General features: G+C 45.8%; 21 protein-coding genes. 7 read left to right on the top strand and 14 right to left on the bottom strand.

Annotation, left to right across the window (positions count from 1 at the left end; all coding sequences use genetic code 11):
- The 3 genes from JHD69_RS21435 to JHD69_RS02805 all read right to left on the bottom strand — a co-directional run.
- The coding region (locus JHD69_RS21435; RefSeq protein ID WP_370583447.1) for an RHS repeat-associated core domain-containing protein at positions 1 to 368 on the bottom strand (368 nt) is incomplete at its 3' end.
- Positions 299 to 979 carry a hypothetical protein gene (locus tag JHD69_RS02800; RefSeq protein WP_199137173.1) on the bottom strand — a complete coding sequence of 227 codons (681 nt, stop codon included), beginning with the start codon at positions 977 to 979 and terminating at the stop codon, positions 299 to 301. The genes JHD69_RS02800 and JHD69_RS21435, both read right to left, overlap by 70 nt.
- Positions 980 to 1,246: 267 nt before the next feature.
- Positions 1,247 to 2,083 (bottom strand): N-acetylmuramoyl-L-alanine amidase, encoded by an 837-nt coding sequence (locus JHD69_RS02805; protein ID WP_199137175.1) that lies wholly within the window; start codon positions 2,081 to 2,083, stop codon positions 1,247 to 1,249.
- Between the two features lie 131 nt (positions 2,084 to 2,214).
- Here JHD69_RS02805 and JHD69_RS02810 point away from each other — a divergent pair, with 131 nt between their 5' ends.
- Both JHD69_RS02810 and JHD69_RS02815 read left to right on the top strand, forming a co-directional pair.
- Positions 2,215 to 3,894 (top strand): dipeptidyl-peptidase 3 family protein, encoded by a 1,680-nt coding sequence (locus tag JHD69_RS02810; RefSeq protein WP_199137177.1) that lies wholly within the window; start codon positions 2,215 to 2,217, stop codon positions 3,892 to 3,894.
- Positions 3,895 to 4,149: 255 nt separating this feature from the next.
- Complete coding sequence (locus JHD69_RS02815) at positions 4,150 to 6,588, top strand: outer membrane beta-barrel family protein (protein WP_199137179.1); 2,439 nt, start codon at positions 4,150 to 4,152, stop codon at positions 6,586 to 6,588.
- A 173-nt stretch (positions 6,589 to 6,761) separates the two neighbouring features.
- Here the strand turns inward: JHD69_RS02815 and JHD69_RS02820 are convergent, their stop codons facing one another.
- The 9 genes from JHD69_RS02820 to gltX form a co-directional block, all read right to left on the bottom strand.
- Positions 6,762 to 7,124, bottom strand: coding sequence for a response regulator (locus JHD69_RS02820; protein ID WP_199137181.1), 363 nt, complete (start codon positions 7,122 to 7,124; stop codon positions 6,762 to 6,764).
- Between the two features lie 13 nt (positions 7,125 to 7,137).
- Positions 7,138 to 7,701, bottom strand: a complete 564-nt coding sequence (locus JHD69_RS02825) for a chemotaxis protein CheB (protein WP_199137183.1) — start codon at positions 7,699 to 7,701, stop codon at positions 7,138 to 7,140.
- Positions 7,702 to 7,718: 17 nt separating this feature from the next.
- Positions 7,719 to 8,543, bottom strand: a complete 825-nt coding sequence (locus JHD69_RS02830; protein WP_199137185.1) for a CheR family methyltransferase — start codon at positions 8,541 to 8,543, stop codon at positions 7,719 to 7,721.
- Complete coding sequence (locus tag JHD69_RS02835; protein WP_199137187.1) at positions 8,543 to 8,917, bottom strand: response regulator; 375 nt, start codon at positions 8,915 to 8,917, stop codon at positions 8,543 to 8,545. The genes JHD69_RS02830 and JHD69_RS02835 overlap by 1 nt, the downstream gene beginning before the upstream one ends.
- 19 nt (positions 8,918 to 8,936) lie before the next feature.
- The gene (locus JHD69_RS02840) at positions 8,937 to 12,530 is read right to left on the bottom strand and encodes a response regulator (RefSeq protein WP_199137189.1); all 3,594 of its coding nucleotides are present in this window, start codon (positions 12,528 to 12,530) and stop codon (positions 8,937 to 8,939) included.
- 18 nt (positions 12,531 to 12,548) lie between these two features.
- Positions 12,549 to 13,670, bottom strand: coding sequence for an ATP-binding response regulator (locus JHD69_RS02845; protein ID WP_199137191.1), 1,122 nt, complete (start codon positions 13,668 to 13,670; stop codon positions 12,549 to 12,551).
- A gap of 191 nt (positions 13,671 to 13,861) precedes the next feature.
- Entirely contained in the window at positions 13,862 to 14,692 is an 831-nt protein-coding gene (gene ypfJ, locus JHD69_RS02850) for a KPN_02809 family neutral zinc metallopeptidase (RefSeq protein ID WP_199137193.1), read from the bottom strand.
- Positions 14,693 to 14,908: 216 nt separating this feature from the next.
- A complete protein-coding gene (locus JHD69_RS02855; RefSeq protein ID WP_199137195.1) occupies positions 14,909 to 15,103 on the bottom strand; it encodes a hypothetical protein in 195 nt (64 codons plus the stop codon).
- A gap of 87 nt (positions 15,104 to 15,190) precedes the next feature.
- Positions 15,191 to 16,699, bottom strand: coding sequence for a glutamate--tRNA ligase (gltX, locus tag JHD69_RS02860; protein WP_199137197.1), 1,509 nt, complete (start codon positions 16,697 to 16,699; stop codon positions 15,191 to 15,193).
- A gap of 87 nt (positions 16,700 to 16,786) precedes the next feature.
- On the opposite strand from gltX, the gene JHD69_RS02865 reads away from it, so the two are divergent.
- The 3 genes from JHD69_RS02865 to JHD69_RS02875 are packed head-to-tail and all read left to right on the top strand — an operon-like array spanning position 16,787 to position 18,901.
- Complete coding sequence (locus tag JHD69_RS02865; protein ID WP_199137199.1) at positions 16,787 to 18,016, top strand: sensor histidine kinase; 1,230 nt, start codon at positions 16,787 to 16,789, stop codon at positions 18,014 to 18,016.
- Positions 17,976 to 18,479, top strand: a complete 504-nt coding sequence (locus tag JHD69_RS02870) for a DinB family protein (RefSeq protein ID WP_199137201.1) — start codon at positions 17,976 to 17,978, stop codon at positions 18,477 to 18,479. The genes JHD69_RS02865 and JHD69_RS02870 overlap by 41 nt, the downstream gene beginning before the upstream one ends.
- Positions 18,476 to 18,901: a hotdog fold thioesterase gene (locus tag JHD69_RS02875; protein WP_199137204.1), complete on the top strand. Its 426-nt coding sequence runs from the start codon at positions 18,476 to 18,478 to the stop codon at positions 18,899 to 18,901. The genes JHD69_RS02870 and JHD69_RS02875 overlap by 4 nt, the downstream gene beginning before the upstream one ends.
- A gap of 20 nt (positions 18,902 to 18,921) precedes the next feature.
- Here JHD69_RS02875 and JHD69_RS02880 read toward each other — a convergent pair whose 3' ends face one another.
- Entirely contained in the window at positions 18,922 to 19,995 is a 1,074-nt protein-coding gene (locus tag JHD69_RS02880) for a serine hydrolase domain-containing protein (RefSeq protein ID WP_199137205.1), read from the bottom strand.
- A 72-nt stretch (positions 19,996 to 20,067) separates the two neighbouring features.
- A complete protein-coding gene (locus JHD69_RS02885; protein ID WP_233165647.1) occupies positions 20,068 to 20,424 on the bottom strand; it encodes a DUF6249 domain-containing protein in 357 nt (118 codons plus the stop codon).
- 129 nt (positions 20,425 to 20,553) lie between these two features.
- Between JHD69_RS02885 and JHD69_RS02890 the strand changes: the two genes are divergently transcribed.
- Together JHD69_RS02890 and JHD69_RS02895 are read left to right on the top strand one after the other, a co-directional pair.
- Positions 20,554 to 21,129 carry a Crp/Fnr family transcriptional regulator gene (locus JHD69_RS02890; RefSeq protein WP_199137207.1) on the top strand — a complete coding sequence of 192 codons (576 nt, stop codon included), beginning with the start codon at positions 20,554 to 20,556 and terminating at the stop codon, positions 21,127 to 21,129.
- A 198-nt stretch (positions 21,130 to 21,327) separates the two neighbouring features.
- A complete protein-coding gene (locus JHD69_RS02895) occupies positions 21,328 to 21,654 on the top strand; it encodes a DMT family transporter (RefSeq protein WP_199137209.1) in 327 nt (108 codons plus the stop codon).
- The last annotated feature ends 39 nt before the right edge of the window (positions 21,655 to 21,693 follow it).

Here is a 21,693-nt window from a genome sequence, read left to right on the forward strand (position 1 = left end):
CCCCCCCCCCCCCCCCCCCCCCCCCCCCCCCCCCCCCCCCCCCCCCCCCCCCCCTTTTCAAGCAGAAGACGGCATACGCGATCATGAGTACTGTCTCGTGGGCTCGGAGATGTGTATAAGAGACAGCTCCTATACCCCCCACTGAAATTAACAGCAGCAGGCATTTCCGCGCCTTCTTGTATGGCATTAACCAAATCGCCCATTGGATCATTAAAAGAAATGGGGTTATTAGCTGCATAATGATAAACACTTAATTCATCTGTACCTTCAGCCATTGGATCTACACCAACAAACCTGCCTAAAGCGGCATCATACATCCGATAGAAAGCCTGTTGCAAGTCGGTAAATCGGCAAATTCGTCCTGCCATTCGCTACCACCATTGTACAGCTGTTTGTTGGCTGCCGTTGGCAATACATTGCCTGGCATGCTCAAACCAAAAGGATAATAACTGTTCTCTTGTCTTACCAAGGCGGTACCGGCATTGTCTTCAAAACTTACCCTCGCATTGCCCTGTTGGTCTTTAATAATATATTCGTTTACCAAGGTCCCGCTGCTGTTTCTCACACGCCCTTCGGCCATGGCAAAATAAGCCAAAGTGCCATTTTCATAAATAAAACCACCGATATAGTCGGTTGTCTTGACCAGGCCTCCGTTGTCAAAGGCCTGCTTACGCAACAATGTACCGTCTGAAGCATAACTATAATCGATATACCTGTTAGTGGCCGTAGTAATGGTAATGCGTTCGGTACGATTGAGCATGTTATAGCTTAACACAAGCCCTTTTTTAGGATCTGTAGCCAAATTGCCGTTGGCATCGTAACTGTAAGCTGTGCTTGAACCCGTCAAGTTTTTGAAACCAAACAGACCGTAGCTTCCGCCTGAGCCATCGCTTACATTATCTAGCTTATTGCCATCGTAGCTGTAGTTCAGATCATCAATAGCGGTTGGTACGCCACTTAAAGCTACATTACGCTTCAAGGTCAAGATATTTCCGTTCTCATCATAGCTGATATTCTAGATAAGTTTTCAGATTAAAAAATTTTTGGCCCAATAGTCATTTTCGCAGGACGAACATATCAGATTTCAGGATGAACATGCGTTTTGGAAGGATATTACGAATCACAAAAAGAGACATAAAAGTCTCTTTTTGCCAAAGGGATTAAGGAAATTCTGCGCGAAACGACTCTATGCGGGCAATGGATACTTTCTATCATACAAAACTCTCGAGATGTATTGATAGGAGTACTACAAATACTTCTTATACACATTATACAAAATCAGCTTATCTGTATCGGTCAATGTTTGCGAGATATCGGTCTGCACAAAATGGATCTTAAATGCCTCGATGGCATAGTTGAGGTTCTTGACGTTATAGCCGATAATCCGCAAGGCATTGGTTGTATCAAAGTCGGCAGGTGGTAGCTGCAGCACATCATCGTACCAATAGCCGAATCCCTTTTTGGCCAGGGTTTTCCACGGGAAGTTTTTAGGGTCGTTTTTGCGCCCTGGGGCATAGTCGGCGTGACCGATAAAATTAGCCGTCGGGATGTTATATTTCTTTTTCAAGGTAGCCAGCAAAGCACACAAACTATTGATCTGCGCATCGGTAAATACATCGGTAGTACCGTTGTTGTCTAATTCAATGCCTATCGATGAAGAGTTCAGATCGGTATCATTGCCCCACTTGCCTGCTCCGGCATGTTGCGCGCGCAGGTAATCATTTACCATGTGCACCACCTTACCATCCCTGCCTACCACGTAATGCGCACTTACCTGGGTCCGGGCAATGGTAAAGGTTTTGAGCGTTTGCTCGGTAGAGTCTTGTGCGGTATGATGGATCACCACGAAATTGGGCTTACGCATCCCCATGTTTACGGTACCTACCCAATATTGCTGTTGGCTATTAAGCGAGTCTATCTGCTGGTTTACCGGTGGCGCCGCTTTAATGACTTTGGAAAAATCTTTGGCCATATTTTTATAAACCTTGTCCGTGGCGGCATATTTGCTGCTGCTGCAGTTGGTTAGCAAGAGTACACCGGCAACAAGGGCTGCTGCTTTAGCATGGGTTGGTCTGATCAACATCTTTTGTATTTTAAAGAGTAAGAATGAGTTAAGTGCCCGCCATTAAATCTAAATTACGCGGGCTTATATTTTTTGCTAATTTAGTAGATTGATATAAAACGACGAACATTTTTTACCAAACGATAAATCGTATGCGGATTAAACCTATACATCAAACCATGGGCCTATTGTTGGGCCTTTCTGTAGCTACTGGCCTTACTGCCTGCAACCAGACCGAAAAAGCTGGAACAGACCAAAGCGCCAACAAGGCCAAAGATACCCTGCAGGAATATGTAGACCAGCGATTAGCGGGTTATGAGCGGGTAAAATTAACCACTAACCTCAATCAGTTGAGCGCCAACGAACGCCAGGTATTGCCTTTGCTTATCCAAGCGGCAGAAATTATGGACGACCTGTACTGGAAACAAGCCTATCCGCAACGCGATAGCCTGCTCAATACCATCAAAGACCAAAAAACCAAGGATTTTGTATGGATCAACTACGGCCCTTGGGACAGACTGAACGGCGACAAGCCTTTTGTGGCTGGCGTGGGGCCGAAATCTGAAACGGGCACTTTCTATCCGGCAGGCATGACCAAAGAGCAGTTGGAAAAATCGGATGTGAAAGACAAGTTTGGACTTTACTCGGTCATCAGAAAAGAAAAAGGCAAACTGATTTCGGTTCCTTACCACGTTGTTTTTGCGGCTGAACTGCAAAAGGCAAGCGCCTTGCTGAAACAGGCTGCCCTGATCACCACAGATCCTGGCTTAAAAAAATACCTAAACCTACGCGCCGATGCTCTGGTAACCAACGATTATACGGCCAGCGACTATGCCTGGCTGGATATGAAAACCAATGGTCTCGACATCATCATCGGTCCGATAGAAAATTATGAAGACAAGCTGTTCAATGCCCGCGCCGCTTTCGAATCGTATGTATTGGTTAAAGACAAAGCCTGGAGCAAGCGCTTGGCCAAATATGTCAAAATGCTACCCGAGCTACAAAAGGGGCTTCCGGTGGCCGACAATTATAAAAAAGAGGTGCCAGGAACCGATTCGGAACTGAATGCCTATGACGTGGTTTACTACGCCGGCGACTGCAATGCGGGCTCTAAAACCATTGCGGTAAACCTGCCCAATGATGAAACGATCCAGCAAAAGAAAGGCACCCGCCGTTCGCAATTGAAAAATGCCATGCAGGCCAAATTCGATAAGATCCTGGTGCCGATAGCCAAAGAGCTGATTGACAAGGACCAACAGCAATACATTAAATTCGATGCCTTTTTTGCCAATGTGATGTTCCACGAAGTGGCGCACGGGTTAGGCATTAAAAACACCGTTAACGGCAAAGGCACGGTACGCTCGGCCTTGAAAGAGCAATATTCGTGGCTTGAAGAAGGCAAAGCCGACATTTTAGGCCTTTACATGGTTACCGGCCTGTTAAAAAAAGGCGAACTTACCGGCGATATCAAGGATTATTACACCACTTTTATGGCTGGCATCCTGCGCTCGGTACGCTTTGGCGCTTCGGAGGCCCACGGAAAAGCCAACATGCAATGCTTCAATTTCTTTAAGGAAAAGGGAGCCTTTGAAAGATCGGCCAATGGTACCTACCGTGTAAATTTCGACCAATTTGCCAAAGCCATGAACGAGCTGAGCGCTTTCATCATCAAGCTGCAGGGCGATGGCGATAAGAGCGCCGTAGAAAAAGCCCAAAAAGAAAAAGGCATCATCCAGCCCGAACTACAGGCCGACTTGGATCGCCTGAGCAAAAAAGGCATTCCGGTCGACTTGGTTTTTGACCAGGGCGCCGATGTTTTAGGCATGAAATAGCCAAAAAATATTTCTTCAATAAAGGCCTGTGTAGTTGAACTATACGGGCCTTTTTCGTTTAAAGAAATTTCTAAATCTAAAAAAAAGCCGATTTTCTTGTAACCTTTTAAACTTTGGGCTCGTCTATAAGACAACAAACTATAAAAAGAGCCTCCGGCTTTTTAAACTAAATTAAAATTTATGGCAGGAGAAAAAATTGCGCGAGAGCGCAACAGGATTTTTTTGCCCTATTTTTTGAACCTTAAACAACACAAAATGAAAACTATTTACTCTCTATTCCTTGTTTTACTAAGCTTTTGCTTGGGTAATACCCTGCTGGCGCAGGAAAAGCCTGCCCAAGGCACCATTAACGGAACCATCCTCGACGACCAGAACAAACCGGTTGATTATGCCACGATTGGTCTTTTTAAAACTGCCGATTCGTCGCTGGTTAAAACAGCATTGACCACGCCCGATGGCAAATTCCAATTCGCTAATATCAAACCAGGCAGCTATTACATCAAAACCAATATGATGGGGTTCGAAATTTACAAGGGAAAGCCTTTTAATGCTCCGGAGAGCGTGCTTAACCTCGAAAACATCCACCTCAAGTCGAACAGCAAAACGCTCAATGCCGTAAGCATTACTACCACCAAGCCCTTAATTGAAAGAAAGGCAGATAAATTGGTGATGAATGTAGAAAATAGCACGGTAGCCGTGGGCTCAAATGCTTTGGAAGTATTGCAAAAAGCTCCTGGCGTAAGCGTTGACCAAAACGACAACATTTCGATGCAGGGCAAACAGGGCGTATTGATTATGCTCGACGGCAAACAAACCTACATGAGCAATGCCGATGTAGCCAACCTGCTCAGAAATATGCAAAGCTCTGAACTGGAAACCATCGAGCTGATTACCAACCCATCGTCAAAATATGATGCTTCTGGCAATTCTGGCATCATCAACATCAAAACCAAGAAAAGCAAAAACGGCGGCACCAACGGCAACCTGAACTTAACAGCTGGCTACGGCAAAAACCTGAGAGGCAATGCGGGCATCAGCCTTAACCACAGAACCAAAAACGTAAACGTATTCGGCAACTACAACTATGGCCAGCAGGGCAGAGACAACCTCATTACCATCGACCGTATTTCTAACGGAACGCCCGACACCTATTTTATGCAGGTTGGCGAAATGTACCGTAAAAACCACAACAACAACTTTAAAGCTGGCGTAGATTTCTTCTTAGACAAAAAGAACACCTTGGGCGTACTGGTTAACGGATATTTTAACAATGGAAGGGAATTTGACAGCAACAATACCATTATAGGCCCTTCTTTTAATCAAATAGATTCGACCTTGGTTGCCAAAAGCCTTCAGACCAACAAATACAACAACGTTTCTTATAACCTGAACTATAAATCTATTTTAGATACCGCCGGCCAAGAGCTTTCGGCAGATTTAGATTATTCGAGATACAACGGCAACGAAGGTTCTATGTACGATAACACCTATCGATTTGCCAATGGCAACCTGATCAGACCTACCGAATACACCCGCAACGGAACCCCGTCCAACATCCAAATCAAGGCCTTTAAATTGGATTATACTTTGCCCATCAATAAAACCATGAGACTAGAGGCTGGTGCCAAAAGCAGCTGGGTTAAAACCGACAACAACCTGATTGCCGAGGCTTACCTGAGCAACGCCTGGACAAACGACGTGCGCCGCAGCAACCGCTTTATTTACGACGAGAACGTCAATGCTGTTTATACCAACTTTAACAAACAGTTTAAAAACACGACAGTACAAGTAGGTTTAAGAATGGAACAAACCAATTCTAAAGGTAACCTGATCACCACCAACAATGTTGTAGAACGCAGCTATTGGGATTTCTTTCCAACCTTTTTCCTGCAGCAAAACCTGTCTGAAAACAACCAGGTTGGCTTCTCTTATAGCCGCAGGATAGATAGGCCAAGCTACGATGCCCTTAACCCTTTTGTTTACTATCTTGACCAGTATACCTACAACAAGGGTAACCCGTTCTTGAACCCGCAATACACGCACAGCTTTGAATTATCGTACACCTTTATGCAAAAATACCTGCTCAGCTTGAGCTATAGCCGTGTAAACGATGTAATTACCGAAGTGCTTTTGCCAGATGCCAGTCAAAAAGCATTGTACCAAACCAATGCCAACCTGGCCAAAAACATTACCTATGCCGCGAACCTGAACGTACCGGTTAAAGTGGCTAAATGGTGGAGTATGAATAACAACCTAAATGTATTTTACCTCAGCTTTAAATCGCCCGACCTTGCCGGACAAGCTTTGAGCACAGGCAAAACCTCGTTCCAATTCAAATCGCAGCAAAGTTTTATCATCATGGATGGCTTGACCGCCGAACTATTCGGCAGCTACGAATCGCCGTTGGATTATGGTACGTTGAGCCTCGGCTCGCGCTATTCGGTTGATGCCGGCATCAGCAAATCGTTGCTGAAGAAAAAAGCCACTTTGAAATTGGCCATGAGCGATGTATTCAACACTTACGAAACCAACCTGAAAAGTGCCTATCCTGGCTTAAAATACAGCGTTTACCAGAAAAATGAAACGCAGATTGGCAAGATCAGCTTTACTTACCGTTTTGGCAAGAATGAAATCAAACCCGCACGCCGTCGTTCTACCGGTACAGAAGACGAGCAAGGCAGGATGAAGAACTAAGATTTGAGCTAATCTCACTTCGAACAGGGCAATCTACCTAACGGTAGGTTGCTTTGTTGTTTAGTGCTGGGCGGCAAGTATTAAGCGTGCGGCGAATAGCGTAAGGATTGATCATAGTGGCAAGACCGAAGCCACTTCATTCGGGACAGCTTGCCCGCGTTCGGCAGGTTGCTCTATTTGCCGATATAGTTGCCTACTATTTCTTCGAGCGCCTCGATATCAAAAGGTTTGGGCAGGTAGGTATCGGCACCGGCTTGTTGCGCCAGGGCCTTTACATCGTTGTTGGCCGAGAAATAAATCACGGGAATATGCTTGAGGTCGGGATGGTTTTTCAGTGCCTGCGTAGCTTCTATACCGCCTATATCGGGTAGCCAGTTGTCCATAAAAATCAAATCGGGCATGAAGGCCCTAACCTGATCTACAATATGGTTCGAACTGGCCGAAGTCTTGATTTCGTAGCCTGCATCTTCCAGAATCAGGGTACAAAGTTCCAGAATATCTGTGTTATCGTCAAAAATAAAAACCTTTTTATTCATCGTTTCGAACGTTTTAAGCCAGCGAATTAATGTAAGCGGCCATTTCCTCTATTTTTAGTATTCGGTTTACCTCGGCCCTTGCAATAGCCTGTGCAGGCATGTAATCTACCTGTGCGCTTTCCGGGTCTTGCACCGCTGTTTGTCCGCCATAACTGTTTACGGTAATCAATCCGTTTACCCCATCGGCATTAGAGCCTGACAGCAACAAGCATACCAAACCTTCTTCGTACACTTCGGCAGCCGACTGAAAAGTAACATCAATAGAAGGCCGTGAATAGTTTATTTTTTCTGAATAGTCTAAAGAAAAAGACCCATCCCTTTCAATCAGCAAATGATAGTCTGAGGGAGCCAAATAAACCGTTCCGACCATTATTTTTTCCTTTTCTTCGGCTTCTTTAACCTCAAGCTTTGTTTTTTTGGAGATCAGGTCGGCCAGCAGAAAATCTGTTCCCTGTTTGCGGTGCACCACAATTATGATGGAAAAAGGCAGGTCTTCCCTAAGGTCGGGGAAAACCCGGAGCAACACTTCAAGGCTGCCTGCCGAACCTCCAATAACCAATGCCCTACAATTCTTCATCAACGTATAATTTGTTTTTAGCTGGTTTTCCTCCATATTTTTTCGGTGCCCAGTCTTTTGTAGTGTTTGCTGATGGGCGAAAAATCTACCGTTTCTTTGGTGCCCAAGGCCAAATAGCCTAAATTATCCAAACTGCTATCGAACAGCTGCAGCACCTTATACTGCAGTTCTCGGTCGAAATAGATGAGCACGTTACGGCACAATATAAGCTGAAATTCGTTAAATGAGTGATCAGAAACCAAATTATGGGTAGAAAAAATCATTTTTTCCTTCAAATCGCTATCAAACTTGGCTAGCGAATAATTGGCACTGTAATAGGACGAAAAATCCTGTGGCCCGCCAGAGGCAATATAATTTTCGGAATACTGTTTCATCTGGCTTAGCGGAAAAAGGCCTTGCGCCGCCTTTTCGAGCACCGTGGGGTTGATATCTGTAGCGTAAATCAGCGATTTTTGCAAGAGGCTCAGCTCTTTGAGCAGAATGGCAATCGAATAGGCCTCTTCGCCGGTTGAACAACCCGCCAGCCAAATGCGGATAAAGGGATACGTGCCCAAATTAGGCAACACTTCGGTACGCAAGGTGCGGTAAAACCCAGGATCCCTGAACATTTCGGTTACGTTTACGGTAATCTGCTCTACAAAACGTTTAAAATAGCCGTTATCGCTGATTATCCTATACCTGAATTCGGCAAAGCTCACCTGCTTGTCTAACCCATACAGACGCAATACCCTTCTTTTAAGCGATGCCCTCGAATAGCCGGTAAAATCATAGCCGTACTGTTCCAAAACATCACCAATCAGGATTTCTACCTGTTCGTCGGATATGGCAGTTAACTGAGCCACTAGATGTATTTTTTTAATAGCATAATCAATTCGTCTACATTTACGGGCTTTGAAATATAGCCGGTTGCACCGGCATTGAGGCAGCGCTCCCTATCGCCCAGCATGGCCTGCGCGGTAACCGCAATAACGGGGATGTTTTTTAAGGTTTCGTCTGCCTTCATTTTGGCCATGGCCTGATAGCCATCCATATCGGGCATCATCATATCCATCAGCACCACGGCAATGTCGCCGTCGTTGGCCATCATATCAAAACCTTGCTGGGCACTGCTGGCCGCCACACAATGATATTTTTTTGCTTTTAGAACAGCCGTTAATGCAAATATGTTTCTGCTATCGTCGTCAACGATGAGTATTTTTTTTGTCCTTGTATCCATAAAATCCTAGAACACTATTTTATGCTTTATCATATAACCAAACCCTTAACAAAGAAATCAACTGATCAACATCAACGGGCTTCGAGATGTAATCGGAGGCTCCGGCAGCGATGCATTTTTCACGATCGCCCATCATCGCCTTGGCGGTAACCGCCAAAATCGGCAGCTGTTTGTAGCCGGCCATGGCCCTAATGGCCCTGGTAGTTTCATAGCCGTCCAGTTCAGGCATCATCATATCCATCAGCACTACATCTACCTTGGGGTTTTCGTCCAGCACCTTCAGGGCTTCCTTGCCATCAATTGCCGGCAATACTTTCATCTGGTGTTGTTCCAAGGCTTTGGTTAGCGAGAAGATATTACGCACGTCATCGTCGGCAATGAGCACGGTCTTGCCTTTAAGCACATCGTTTAAGCCACCCAGGTTATCTTTGAGCAAGGGTTTTTGTTGTTTTTCTTTTTGTTCTACCAGGTGCAGAAACAACCCGGCTTCGTCTAAAATCCGCTGGTAAGAATGGGCGGTTTTAACCACGATGGAATCCGCATATTGCTTGATGCGACTTTCTTCGCCTTTGGAGAGGTTCTTACCGGTAAAGATAATGATCGGCAGGTTTTCCAGTCCGTCGTTCTTTTTAATGGTTTCGAGGGTTTCATAGGCATTTTTATCAGGAATACCCATATCGAGGATAACGCAGTCTACTTCTTTTTTTTGCAGCGCCTCGATGCTTTCGCTCACATTCCGGGCAACCATGGTTTGGATGTTAGAGTTGCTCAGGAAGTAACTCAGCGCCTTGGCATGCTGTTCGTTTTCTTCAACTATAAGCACTTTTTTGGGATAACGGCTCAGCGCATCTTCCAGTTTTTCAAAAATCTGTTTCATGTGCTCGAGCGCCACGGGCTTGTTAATGAAATCGACAGCGCCTTTTAGCAGGCTTTCTTTTTTAACCGAAAGCGACGACATGATGTGCACCGGGATAGGCCTTGTTACAGGGTTCGATTTCAGCTCTTCCATCACCTGCCAACCGTCTTTGATCGGCAATTGGATATCGAGCAAAATAGCCAGCGGGTTATACTGGTTGGCCATTTCTATGCCTACATCGCCCCTAACGGCCACAATGCCTTTGTAGTTGCGTTTACGGGTAAAATTGAGCAGGGTTTTGGCAAAGGCGGTATCATCTTCAATGATCAGGATGACCTTGTCTTTTTCGCCAATGCTGTTGCGGTCGTCGGCTACTTCGCCTGGTATCAAATCAACGGTATAGTTTGGCAAAGGGGCCACCACAGGCTCCACATACCTAATCTTATCCTGGCTTTCGCGGTTGGCCAATTGCTCTTCCAGATAGGCCTCCTTATCTACGTAGTTGAACGGGATGGTCAGGGTAAATTCACTGCCCACGTTTTCTTCGCTTTCCAAGTAGATATCGCCACCCAGCAATTTAGCCAGCTCGCGACTGATGGAAAGCCCCAGGCCGGTACCGCCAAATTTGCGGCGGGTAGAGCCATCGGCCTGCTGAAAGGCTTCGAATACCATGCCCAACTTGTCTTTGGCAATGCCAATTCCGGTGTCTTTTACCTTAAAAACAAGGGTTTTATAGTTGAGGTTTGCCGATACGGCCAGGCTTACCTTCCCTTCGTTCGTAAACTTTAGCGCATTGGAGAGCAGGTTTTTCAAAATCTGCTCCAAGCGCATTTTATCGGTTTCGATAATGGCGGGCACCTCTTTTTCAACCTGTATTTCGAGGGCCAGTTTCCTGTCTTTGGCAATAGGCATAAACAAGGCGCGCATATCGGTAATTACTTCTTCTGTTTGCACTTCGGCAATATCGAGGTCCATTTTACCGGCTTCGATTTTAGAAAGATCCAGGATTTCGTCGATGAGGCTTAAAAGCCCTTGTCCCGAGCTTTGGATAACCGAGGCATATTCGGTGTATTCTTTGTCGAGCTCCTCGTTGTCGGCCATGAGCTTAGAAAGGAGCAGGATAGAATTTAAAGGCGTACGCAGTTCGTGGCTCATGTTGGCCAAAAATTCTGATTTATAACGGGTGCTTTGCTCCAGTTCTGCTGCCTTTTGCTGGATGTCGAGGTTGCGTTCCTGAATCAGCTGGTTCTTTTCTTCGAGCAGGCTGGTACGCTCTTCCAATTCCTGGTTGCTTTGCAGCAGTTCTTCCTGCTGTACGCGCAGCTCTTCTTCCGAGGCTTGTATTTTCTGTGTTTGTGCTTCCAATTCGGCATTTAAGCCTTCGAGCTCCGAATGCTGGGCCTGTAGTTCTTCGGCTTGAGCCTGGGTTTCTTCTAAAAACTCCTGCAACTTTTTGCGGTTCTGCGCTACATGAATGGCCGTACCGATGTTGCCCGAAATGCTGTTTAAAAACTCCAGTTTACGGGGCGTATAGGTATTTAAGGAAGCCAATTCGATTACACCGATGAGTAAGCCATCGCGCTGCAGCGGAAAGGCCACTACGTTTTTGGGCTTGGTTTGGCCCGTAGCGTAGCTAATGGTAATCTCGCCTTCCGGAATTTCGTCGAGCAAAATGAGCTTGCCCATTTCCATGCACTGGCCAATCAATCCCTCGCCCATGGCAAACTGCTCTTTCATTTCGTTGCCCATTAAGGCGTAGCCTCCGGTGAGGTATAGTTTTTTATCGTCTTCTACAAGGTAAAGGGCCGCTACATGGCTTTTGGTATGTTCTACAATATTGATGAGCATATCGTTTGCCAAGGTTCTGATGTCTTTTTCGCCTACCATTTGATCGTTCAGCTTGGCAATACCCGACTGCAGCCATTCTTTGTCTTCTAAAAGCCCAAACGAATACTGCAGCGCTTCGGCCATATTGTTGAGCGAGCCGGCCAAACTGCCGAGACCATCCTTAGTAGCATCGTCCATCCTGATTTTATAGTCGCCTTTAGAAATTTGTTGGGCTATGCCCTGAATTACGTTGATCCTTTCGGCGGTTTCGTAATTGATGGTCTGCAGTTCCTGTTGCAATAACTGGCGCTCGTCGAAATCCGAAGCTACCTTTCTGTAAAAGAAAATGGTAATGAGCAGCGAAAGAACGGCGGCCAGAATAATGAGCAGCGGCGTATACCCCGCCAAGGTATTCATATCGGCGGTACGCGTGTTCAAGAGACGTCTTTCTTCGGCCTGCATATCTTTAATGATTTGCCTAACACTGTCCATGTACGATTTGCCGTCGAGCAGGTTTTTTTCGGTAACCGTACCCCCATTCATTTTTTGGTCGACGGTTTTTTCGAGAATGGTCAGCCGAGTATCCAGTATCTGTTTCAGTTCGCTTAATTTGCGTTGCTGGTAACTATTGTCTTTTGTGGTTTCTTCCAGTTGCTTAAACAGGGCGTTTACCTTTTCTTTGGCACCCATATAAGGTTGCAGGAAAACCTGGTTATTGGTTAGCAAAAAGCCTCGTTGGCCCGTTTCGGCATCTTTAAGGGTAGAGATGATGTTGTCGAGGTTGTTCATGACCTCGTTGCTATGAGACACTAAATCCGATGACTTGATGAGATTCCTGATGCTCACGTACGAAGCCAAAGAGCTCAGGATGAGAATAAGCAGCGACAGGCCCAGACCTAATCGGAGGTTACTTTTAAGAGATAATTTCATTAAATAGTAATTTTAGCATTAAACTTCGGTTGTTGAATCGACAGGTATGATAAAGTAAAACTCTGATCCCGCTCCATAGGTGCTGTTCACGCCCACTTTTCCGCCATGGCGCCTGATAATTTCGGCCGAAATGTAAAGGCCAATGCCCAAGCCTTGAAAGCGCTGCGAGGTTTCTTCTACCCGGTAAAACTTATCGAAAACGTGGGGCAGCTGCTCGGGCGAAATGCCAATGCCCGAGTCTTTGACGGCTACATAAAGCGATCCTTCGTTTACATTTACCGTTAAATGGATCTCGCTGGTTCCGGGCGAATATTTGATGGCGTTGGTAAGAAAATTGACCAGCACCTGCTCAATACGCATCTCGTCGCCATAGATTTCGCAACTTGCACTTCCCTTTTTGTGCACCTTAAACTCTGGGTTCGATTGGTGCATGACTTCAATCACGTTGTCGATGAGGCAATCGATGGCAAAATGCTGCTTATTGAACTTGAGCTTGCCACTTTCGATCTTAGAAATATCCAAAAGGTCGGCAATAAGGCCATTGAGCTTTTCGAGCTGTACCTGAGCCTTGCCCAAATGCTTTTTAACGGTTTCGATATCGCCTTTGTTTACGCTGCGCTCTAAAAGCTGTACATAGCCTTTTACGCTGGTAAGGGGCGTTTTGAGTTCGTGACTGGCAATGCTGATGAATTCGTCTTTTTTGCGTTCGGCCTCTTTCCTGAACTCGATTTCTTCGAGCAGCGATTCCTGCATTTCGTTCAGCTTCCTGCTCTGCTCGTAAATACGGTAAAAGGTTTTTACCTTGAGCAGCAACAGGTTCATATCAACCGGTTTGGTAATGTAATCGAGCCCTCCAGAAGAGTAGCCTTTGGCAATAAATTTGAACTCGGTATTCACGGCCGACAAGAAAATAATGGCAGTTTCTTTGGCCTTGCTGTAGCCCGATATAGCCTCCGCCACTTCGAAACCATCCATACCTGGCATCTGCACGTCTAAAATAATGAGCACATAAGAGTTTTTGAGGACTTTTTTAAGTGCTTCTTCGCCAGATGAAGCGGTATCGATTTCAAAATGGTGTTTTTCCAGAACCTTTTTTAAAGAAATCAGGTTCTCTGGCGTATCGTCGACAATAAGGATCATTCCCAAAAATAGTTAAAGCTTGGCAACATTTGTTATGGTATGGTATTGATTTTTTAAGAAGACCAATACGAATAAAAGAGAACAAAAAACAAATGAGATTTGTTTGGATGGATTTGTAAAATATTTTATCGGCCATCCTTTAACCTATGCGAATTGTTTTTTAGCCTTAACAGATGCCCCGTTTGCAGGTTTTACAGGTTGGGCGAATTAAAGGTATCGCCCTGTTTCATATCGCCGGTATCAAAGCCTTTTTTAAACCAGTACATCCTTTGTGCCGATGTACCATGGGTAAAAGCATCGGGCACCACTTCGCCCTGGGCCTGTTTTTGGAGCTTGTCGTCGCCAATGGCGTTGGCCGCGGTCAAGGCTTCTTCCAAATCGCCGGGATCTAAGCGAAAATCTTTCAGGTTTTGGGCGTGATGTGCCCAAAGGCCGGCGTAAAAATCGGCTTGCAGCTCTAGCTTAACTGAGAGTTTGTTGTATTCTACTTCGCTCAGTCTTCTTCTGGCCTGCTCCATTTGAGCCGACACGCCCAATAAGTTCTGAACGTGATGGCCAACTTCGTGCGCAATGACATAAGCCTGGGCAAAATCGCCAGCTGCACCGAAACGGTTTTTCAGTTCGTCGTAAAAAGAAAGATCGATGTATACTTTATGATCGCCTGGGCAATAAAACGGGCCCACAGCTGCCGTGGCTCCGCCACAAGCAGATTGCACGGCTCCATCAAACAGCTTGAGCTTCGGATATTCGTATTGCAAACCCATGGCAGCAAATTCCTGATCCCAAACCTGCTCGGTCGATTCCAAAACGCCTTTCACGAATTTCTTCTGCGGGTCGTCAGCCTTTCCTGTTTGTTCTGTAGGTGTTGTTGCGGGCATCTGGCTTACCAGCCCCGTTAAATCCTTACCAAATAGCAAACCCAGGATTACAATAACAATCCCCACGCCGCCACCCAAGGCTACACGGCCGCCACCGCCTCTACCATCTTCAACATTATCGCTTCCTTTACCGAACCACTGCATAATTTCTGTTTTACGTTAAAAAAATAATGAAACAATTTTGATACCAATTTACTGATTATATCTATATCTCAAATACAGTTGGCCTCAGCGATGCAGATTTTAAAAGACCGCCTTTCCAACGGCCTATTTAAAGTTCAGTTTTTGTAGCTGTGGCTAAAATATATAACAAAAACGGCCCCAACCTCAGTTAGCGCCGTTCCGTTCATTTTTAGCGGTTTAATCGACCAGTTTGATTCCAAATCGGCCACCCCAAGGATCACCAATGGTCATTGCGGTCCACCTGTCCATTTCCATGTTTTTTGATCCTTGCCCAGTCCATTTCATGCCGCCCATAATTTTGCGCTGCTCTTCTTTAGTCAAAGCGGTTAGGTTGCTGGCCAGCTTTTCGAATTTATCGTCTTTGCTTTTCATCGTTTTAGGGTTTAAGTGGTTAAACATATACCCTTACCTAACAATCGATCGGCATTTTAAGTTTTAGGCGAAAGTATTCTACACAGTTTAACTAAATGCTTCCACGCCTAGCGCTATTCTTTTTTGTGTTTCGACTTTGCCCAATACGTTGGCGATATCAAATACACCCGGACCAAACTTACCTCCTACCAGCATGATGCGCAAAGGCAGCATCAGTTCGCCGGGTTTAAATCCTTTACTTTCGGCCAGGGCCTTAAATTGGGCCTCCCAATCCGTAGCTGTGGCCCCGTCTTGTAGCCCTGCAGCAAACTCTTGGAAAAATTCGCCTTTTGCTGCCGACCATTTGGGCTTTACCGATGCCACATCATACGCAGTTGGAATTGCAAAAAAGTATGCGGCCTGCGAAGCAAAATCGCCCAAAAGCGTACAACGGTCTTTCACCATATCGATCACTTTAAGCAGATAAGCATTGTCAGCCACCTCAATGCCCAAGCTTTGCAAGTCGGTTTTAACGCTTGGCGCCAAAACTTCGGCACTGGCGGTTTTGATCCACTCGTGGTTATACCATTTGGCTTTCTCGAAATCGAATTTGGCCCCGGCTTTGCTGATCCTGTCTATCGAAAACGAAGCAATCAGTTCGCCGAGCGTAAAAATTTCCTTGTCGGTGCCATCATTCCAGCCCAACATCGCCAAGAGGTTGACGAAGGCTTCGGGCATGAAACCCATTTCCTTAAATCCCTTGGTTACATCGCCGGTTTTTGGATCGGTCCAGTTCATGGCATATACCGGAAAGCCGAGGCGGTCGCCATCGCGCTTGCTCAGTTTGCCATTGCCATCGGGTTTTAAAATCAATGGCAGGTGCGCCCACTGTGGCATACTGTCTTTCCAGCCCAGGTATTCCCACAGTAGAATATGGATCGGCGCCGAAGGCAGCCATTCTTCGCCCCTAAAAGCGTGGCTTATTTCCATGGCCTTGTCGTCAACAACTACAGCCAAATGATAGGTAGGCATGCCGTCGGCCTTCAATAGTACCTTATCGTCGACCAAATTGGTATCAAAACTCACTACGCCACGAATCATGTCGTTAAAAGACACCTGTTCGTTGGCCGGCATTTTAATGCGGATGGTATGTGGCGTGCCACTGGCCAGCAACTCGCTGGTTTCGGTTTGCGAAAGCGTTAGCGAATTGCGCATTTGCATACGGGTTTGCTGACCATACAAAAAGTTAGGTTGCGCACTGCGCTTTTCGTTAAGTTCTTCGGGTGTATCGAAAGCATAATAGGCATAGCCGCTGGCCACCAATTGCTCGGCATACTGCCTGTAGCTGGGCTTGCGCTCGCTTTGGCGGTAAGGTCCAAAAGCGCCGGGGTTCTGCGGACTTTCATCGGGCGTTAGGCCACACCAGTTGAGGCAGTTGACGATGTATTCTTCGGCGCCCTCTACAAAACGGGTCTGATCGGTATCTTCAACGCGCAGGATGAAGCTGCCATTGTGCTTTTTAGCAAACAAATAATTAAATAAAGCTGTGCGTACGCCACCCAAGTGCAAGCCACCTGTTGGGCTTGGTGCAAATCTTACTCTAACTTTCTTTTCCATTACAGCGCAAAGATATATTTTTTAGTCCGTTTACGTTTCTGTAGGTATATTTTTGATTGCTATTTTGTAATTTGCCTCCACTCCCATATGAACCCGTATCAAAAAAAGCGCCGCTGGAAATTGTTTCTCCTTATTTTTGCCATTGTAATTGGCGGAGCCTCTGTGGTTTATTCGAATTTTTTCGTGAAGAAAATGGAGCGCGAAGAAGCGGCACAGTTCCAGTTACGGCTCAAGGTACTCGAACAGCAGATGCGGGTATACGAAAACGAGCGGCTGACCGGCATTTTTGAAACCATCAAGAAAAACAATACCATGGACATCATCATTACCAAAACCGATGGTTCCATTTACCTTTGGTATGGCCTTGATACCACCAAAACCCTCTATCCGGATATCAAAACCAAGGAATACGATTCGCTTTACTTTGCCAAGCAGTTGGCTAAAATGAAGCGGCAGCACAAGCCTGCCATGATGAAAGACCCCGACGATACGCCCCTGATTGCATATTACAAGGACTCCTTTATATTAACCCAGCTCAGGTATTTCCCTTATATCCAGCTAGGCGTAATCTTTCTCTTTCTATTAACAGCCTACGTGGCTTTTAGCTCGGCCCGCCGAGCCGAACAAGACCAGGTTTGGGTAGGTTTGGCCAAAGAAACCGCCCACCAACTGGGCACGCCCATTTCTTCGCTCATGGCCTGGGTTGAGCTCATCAAATCGAAATTTGACGCCGAAGATGATGCCCTGATTGCCGAAATGGAAAACGACATCCACCGGCTGGAAATTGTGACCGACCGTTTCTCTAAAATTGGCTCGAAACCCATCCTCGAAGACCATATCGTGTATATCGTTATTCAGAATTTTGTGGATTATTTCAAGATCCGCACTTCCGATAAGATCAACTTTGCGGTTATCGGCGATAAACAGGTAAGGGCCATGCTCAGCATCCCCTTGTTTGACTGGGTGATTGAAAACCTGCTCAAAAATGCAGCTAACGCCATCGAAAACGAAGGCAACATTACCATTAACATTATCGAAAACCTGGCTAAGGAGGAAGTGTTTATCGATGTAACCGATACCGGTCGGGGCATTCAGCGCTCGAGGTTCGACACCGTTTTCCAGCCGGGCTATACCACCCGCAAAAGGGGCTGGGGCTTGGGCCTTTCGCTAACCAAGAGGATCATCGAAAACTACCACCGCGGACAGATTTTTGTAAAGGAATCGGAACTGGGCAAGGGCACCACATTCAGGATTGTATTAAAAAGCAGCATAACTTATGAACCGACCACAAACACAGGAATACCCCGAGTGGTATGACAAATACATCAGCCTGGTAGCGGGAGATGTAATCGAGATTTTGGAAAAACAAGTAACCGAATTTTCAGACTTCATCAACAGTTTGGTGGGCAAAGGCGATTATGCTTATGCGCCAGGCAAATGGACCATCAAAGAGCTGATTGGCCACATTATCGATACCGAACGCATCATGGTGTTTAGGCTGTTGTGCTTTGCCAGAAGCGAAAAAGCGAGCATTCCCGGTTTTGACGAAGACGAGTACGTAGCCGCCGCACATTTTAACGACCGCAGCTTGCTGAGCCTTTCGGAAGAGTTTTTGCTCTTGCGAAAATCAAACCTCTACCTCATTAAATCCCTCAACGACGAAGAACTGGCCAAATCGGGCACTTCTAATGGCAACAGCATGACGGTAAAGGCTTTTGTTTATGTTTTGGCTGGCCATATCATGCACCACGTTAACGTCATCAAAGAACGCTACCTATGATCTGGTTTAAGGAATTTACGCCAGCCTTGCTCAACGATAGGCCCAAAAACCATATCGGGGCCTTGTTGGGCATCGAGTTTACGGCAGTTGGCGATGATTACATTGAAGCAACCATGCCTGTTGACGAGCGCACGCATCAGCCCGCAGGCATTTTGCACGGAGGCGCATCGGTAGTACTGGCCGAGACCTTGGGCAGCATTGCTTCGTACATGTGCATTGACCCACAGCAACAGATTGCCGTTGGTTTAGAGGTCAATGCCAATCACCTGCGTCCGGTAAGTTCGGGACTCGTCAAAGGCATTTGCAAGCCCCTGCATATCGGTGGCAAGACCCACATTTGGGAAATCAAGATGTACAACGACAAAGGAAAAATGAATTGTGTGAGCCGCTTAACGGTAGCCATTTTGCCAAAGCCGTTGTAGTAAAATTATTTAGGCCCAAACTACAGGCCATTGGCCAAAACCAATGCCGCAATATCCCTGGTTACCTGTGTTGGCGAGTTGCATTCGCAATTGCTTAAGCCGATGACATAGATATCTTTGCTTGGCACATAAACGCCCATGGTTTTGAAACCGAAAACGCTGCCTCCATGCTCTCTGGTAGGCGTTCCATTTATAGCTTTCAAATGCCAGCCATAGCCATAGGCAAATTCTTCGCCATTGTTCAGTTTGTATTTGGAAAAAGCCAGATTAGCGGTACTGGCATTGAGCAACAGGTTTTGGCGCAGCGCATTTTGCCACAGCAACATATCGTCTACGGTAGACATCAGGGCACCCGACGAGAAAGGGATGCTGAAGCTGATCGTTGGTTTATTGAGGTACGTTGCCCCTTTTTTGCGATAGCCATAAGCTCTTTTGTTAATTACGGCAACATCGCTCGCGTAGCGCGAATGGCTCATGCCTGCCTTGTCGAAAATATGCTTTTGGATATAATTTTCGTAGGTTTCGCCCGAAACCAATTCGATGATATAGCCCAAAACCACATAGCCCGAGTTGTTGTAGTCGAATTGCGCGCCGGGTACGAAATCAACGGGTTCGTTTTTAAAGAAATCGACCATTTCCTTGGGCGACAAGTCTTTTTGCGCAATGCTATTTAGCGATTTCATTTTGGTAAAATCCTTAATCCCAGACGTATGCGTCAGCAATTGGTGGATGGTTATTTTATCGCCATCAGGATAATCGGGAATATATGCCGAAATAGGTACGTTGAGCTTCAACTTTCCCTGTTCGGCCAGCTGCAGGATGGCTACTGCAGTAAATTGCTTGGTCATTGAGCCCAGCTGAAACACATTATCGGGCGTTAAATCAACTCCCAGTTCTACATTGGCCTTGCCAAATGCCTTCCGGTAAATAGGCTTTCCGTTTTTAGCCACCAGCAAAGCAACCCCTGGACCGTTTTTATCTTGGAAAACGCTGGCCAGCAGGCTGTCTATTTGTGTTTCTAGCTTTTGCGCCGGCGCCAGCAGCGGGATGAATGCCATCAACAGCAACACCCAGATTAGTTTAAAATATCTCATGTTTGGGATAGTGGTTTACAAAAAAGTCCGATAATTGTTTTGATTATCGGACTCTCCATTTTAAGTTTTCGGTTATTTCTGCTCGTCGAGCCATTTCTTTTCAATGGCATAGGAAACAATCAGGCCCAAGCCGCCAAAGATGCCAAGACAGCCAAAATAAATGGCTACGGCCTGTCCTTCTTCGTTGTGGTTCATATTGCCGCTAAACATGCCTCTCGACAAGAACAAGGCAACAATCAGCCCAATGCCTAAGCCCACCAGCAACAACCCGAATTTTAAGCTCAAAAAGGGCTTTGGTGTAGCTTTGTGAATGCCTGGATCGATGCCACGCTCAATCATGGCCATTTTTTCCTTGTTAGAAAAATACCTGATGCCGAATACCATTGCAAAGGCACCTAAAAAAAGTGATATTGGGATTAACTCTTCCATAATTTTATTTCTTTATTCGATTTATAATCTTTTAATTCTTGAACCGTGTTCTGCATACTATGACAACATCCTTTTTTTTTAGGTTACACCCTTAGCGAAAAAATTTTCATCATTTGTTATCTTTAGCCAATGCAAGCCGAATTAGCGCCAATTACAGCCAAGATAAACAGCATCTATCCTTTGCCCCAGGCAGAGCTGCAGCTACTTGTCGATTCGCTAGAGCGTGTAACCTATCCTAAAAACCAGCTGATTATTTGCACCACCAAAGTAGAAAACCACCTCTATTTTATTGCCAAAGGCATCGCGCGCGCCTATTGCCATGCCGAAAATCAACAAGTTACCTTTTGGTTTGGCCAAGAAACAGACCTGATTCTTTCATACCATAGTTACATTAACCAGCAGCCGGGCTACGAAAACATAGAGCTGCTCGAAAATGGCATATTGTACCGCATTTCAGACCAGGCTTTGCAATCGCTTTACCAAAACCATATCAATTTGGCCAATTGGGGCCGCAAGTTTGTAGAGCTGGAACTGATCAAGACCGAAGAAAGGCTCATCAACCGCCAATTCAAGTCGGCTGCCGAAAGATACCAGGAGCTGCTGGCGCAAAGCCCAAGCCTGCTTAAGCGTGTTTCGCTTAAGCACATTGCTTCCTACTTGGGTGTTACGCAGGTTACCCTAAGCCGGATCAGGGCCGAGCGGTGAGTGATGGTTGCGGGACTCGAGTTATGGGTTATGGGTTATGGGTCATGGGTCATGGGTCATGGGTTACGGGTTATGGGTTATGGGTTACAAGCCAAGTTAACTGAAAACGGCTAACCGAAACCTGTCAATTGAATTATTTAACATTTGTTAAAGGATGCCCGTTTGGAGATGCCGACCTTTGTCAAAAAAAAATACACAATGAGTTGGTTCTATTTAATTATTGCTGGCCTGTTAGAGATCGGCTTTACGACCTGTTTAAAATTATCAGACAATTTTACTAACCTGAAATGGGGCGCAGGCTTTTTGGTTTGCGCAGTAATGAGCTTTGTTTTTTTGAACAAGGCAACCGTAACCCTGCCTATGGGTACGGCCTATGCGGTATGGACGGGCATTGGCGCCATCGGTACCGTATTGGTGGGCATTATCTTTTTTAAGGAATCTTATAGCTTCTGGCGCATCTTCTTTTTAACTACCCTCATCATTTCTATTTTGGGCCTTAAGTTTTTTGCTGAAGCCAAAGCCTAATATTTTTGTAAATTGCTGTAACCTGTCGGCAAAACATCG

The sequence above is a fragment of the Pedobacter sp. ASV12 genome (assembly GCF_016429155.1).
GTDB lineage: Bacteria > Bacteroidota > Bacteroidia > Sphingobacteriales > Sphingobacteriaceae > Pedobacter.

What these genes read in the sequence shown, in the direction of transcription:
- JHD69_RS02805 (WP_199137175.1), bottom strand. Translation starts at nt 2,083, where the DNA reads ATGTTGATCAGACCAACCCATGCTAAAGCAGCAGCCCTTGTTGCCGGT.
- JHD69_RS02810 (WP_199137177.1), top strand. Translation starts at nt 2,215, where the DNA reads ATGCGGATTAAACCTATACATCAAACCATGGGCCTATTGTTGGGCCTT.
- JHD69_RS02815 (WP_199137179.1), top strand. Translation starts at nt 4,150, where the DNA reads ATGAAAACTATTTACTCTCTATTCCTTGTTTTACTAAGCTTTTGCTTG.
- JHD69_RS02820 (WP_199137181.1), bottom strand. Translation starts at nt 7,124, where the DNA reads ATGAATAAAAAGGTTTTTATTTTTGACGATAACACAGATATTCTGGAA.
- JHD69_RS02825 (WP_199137183.1), bottom strand. Translation starts at nt 7,701, where the DNA reads ATGAAGAATTGTAGGGCATTGGTTATTGGAGGTTCGGCAGGCAGCCTT.
- JHD69_RS02835 (WP_199137187.1), bottom strand. Translation starts at nt 8,917, where the DNA reads ATGGATACAAGGACAAAAAAAATACTCATCGTTGACGACGATAGCAGA.
- JHD69_RS02840 (WP_199137189.1), bottom strand. Translation starts at nt 12,530, where the DNA reads ATGAAATTATCTCTTAAAAGTAACCTCCGATTAGGTCTGGGCCTGTCG.
- JHD69_RS02845 (WP_199137191.1), bottom strand. Translation starts at nt 13,670, where the DNA reads ATGATCCTTATTGTCGACGATACGCCAGAGAACCTGATTTCTTTAAAA.
- ypfJ (WP_199137193.1), bottom strand. Translation starts at nt 14,692, where the DNA reads ATGCAGTGGTTCGGTAAAGGAAGCGATAATGTTGAAGATGGTAGAGGC.
- JHD69_RS02855 (WP_199137195.1), bottom strand. Translation starts at nt 15,103, where the DNA reads ATGAAAAGCAAAGACGATAAATTCGAAAAGCTGGCCAGCAACCTAACC.
- gltX (WP_199137197.1), bottom strand. Translation starts at nt 16,699, where the DNA reads ATGGAAAAGAAAGTTAGAGTAAGATTTGCACCAAGCCCAACAGGTGGC.
- JHD69_RS02865 (WP_199137199.1), top strand. Translation starts at nt 16,787, where the DNA reads ATGAACCCGTATCAAAAAAAGCGCCGCTGGAAATTGTTTCTCCTTATT.
- JHD69_RS02870 (WP_199137201.1), top strand. Translation starts at nt 17,976, where the DNA reads ATGAACCGACCACAAACACAGGAATACCCCGAGTGGTATGACAAATAC.
- JHD69_RS02875 (WP_199137204.1), top strand. Translation starts at nt 18,476, where the DNA reads ATGATCTGGTTTAAGGAATTTACGCCAGCCTTGCTCAACGATAGGCCC.
- JHD69_RS02880 (WP_199137205.1), bottom strand. Translation starts at nt 19,995, where the DNA reads ATGAGATATTTTAAACTAATCTGGGTGTTGCTGTTGATGGCATTCATC.
- JHD69_RS02885 (WP_233165647.1), bottom strand. Translation starts at nt 20,424, where the DNA reads ATGGAAGAGTTAATCCCAATATCACTTTTTTTAGGTGCCTTTGCAATG.
- JHD69_RS02890 (WP_199137207.1), top strand. Translation starts at nt 20,554, where the DNA reads ATGCAAGCCGAATTAGCGCCAATTACAGCCAAGATAAACAGCATCTAT.
- JHD69_RS02895 (WP_199137209.1), top strand. Translation starts at nt 21,328, where the DNA reads ATGAGTTGGTTCTATTTAATTATTGCTGGCCTGTTAGAGATCGGCTTT.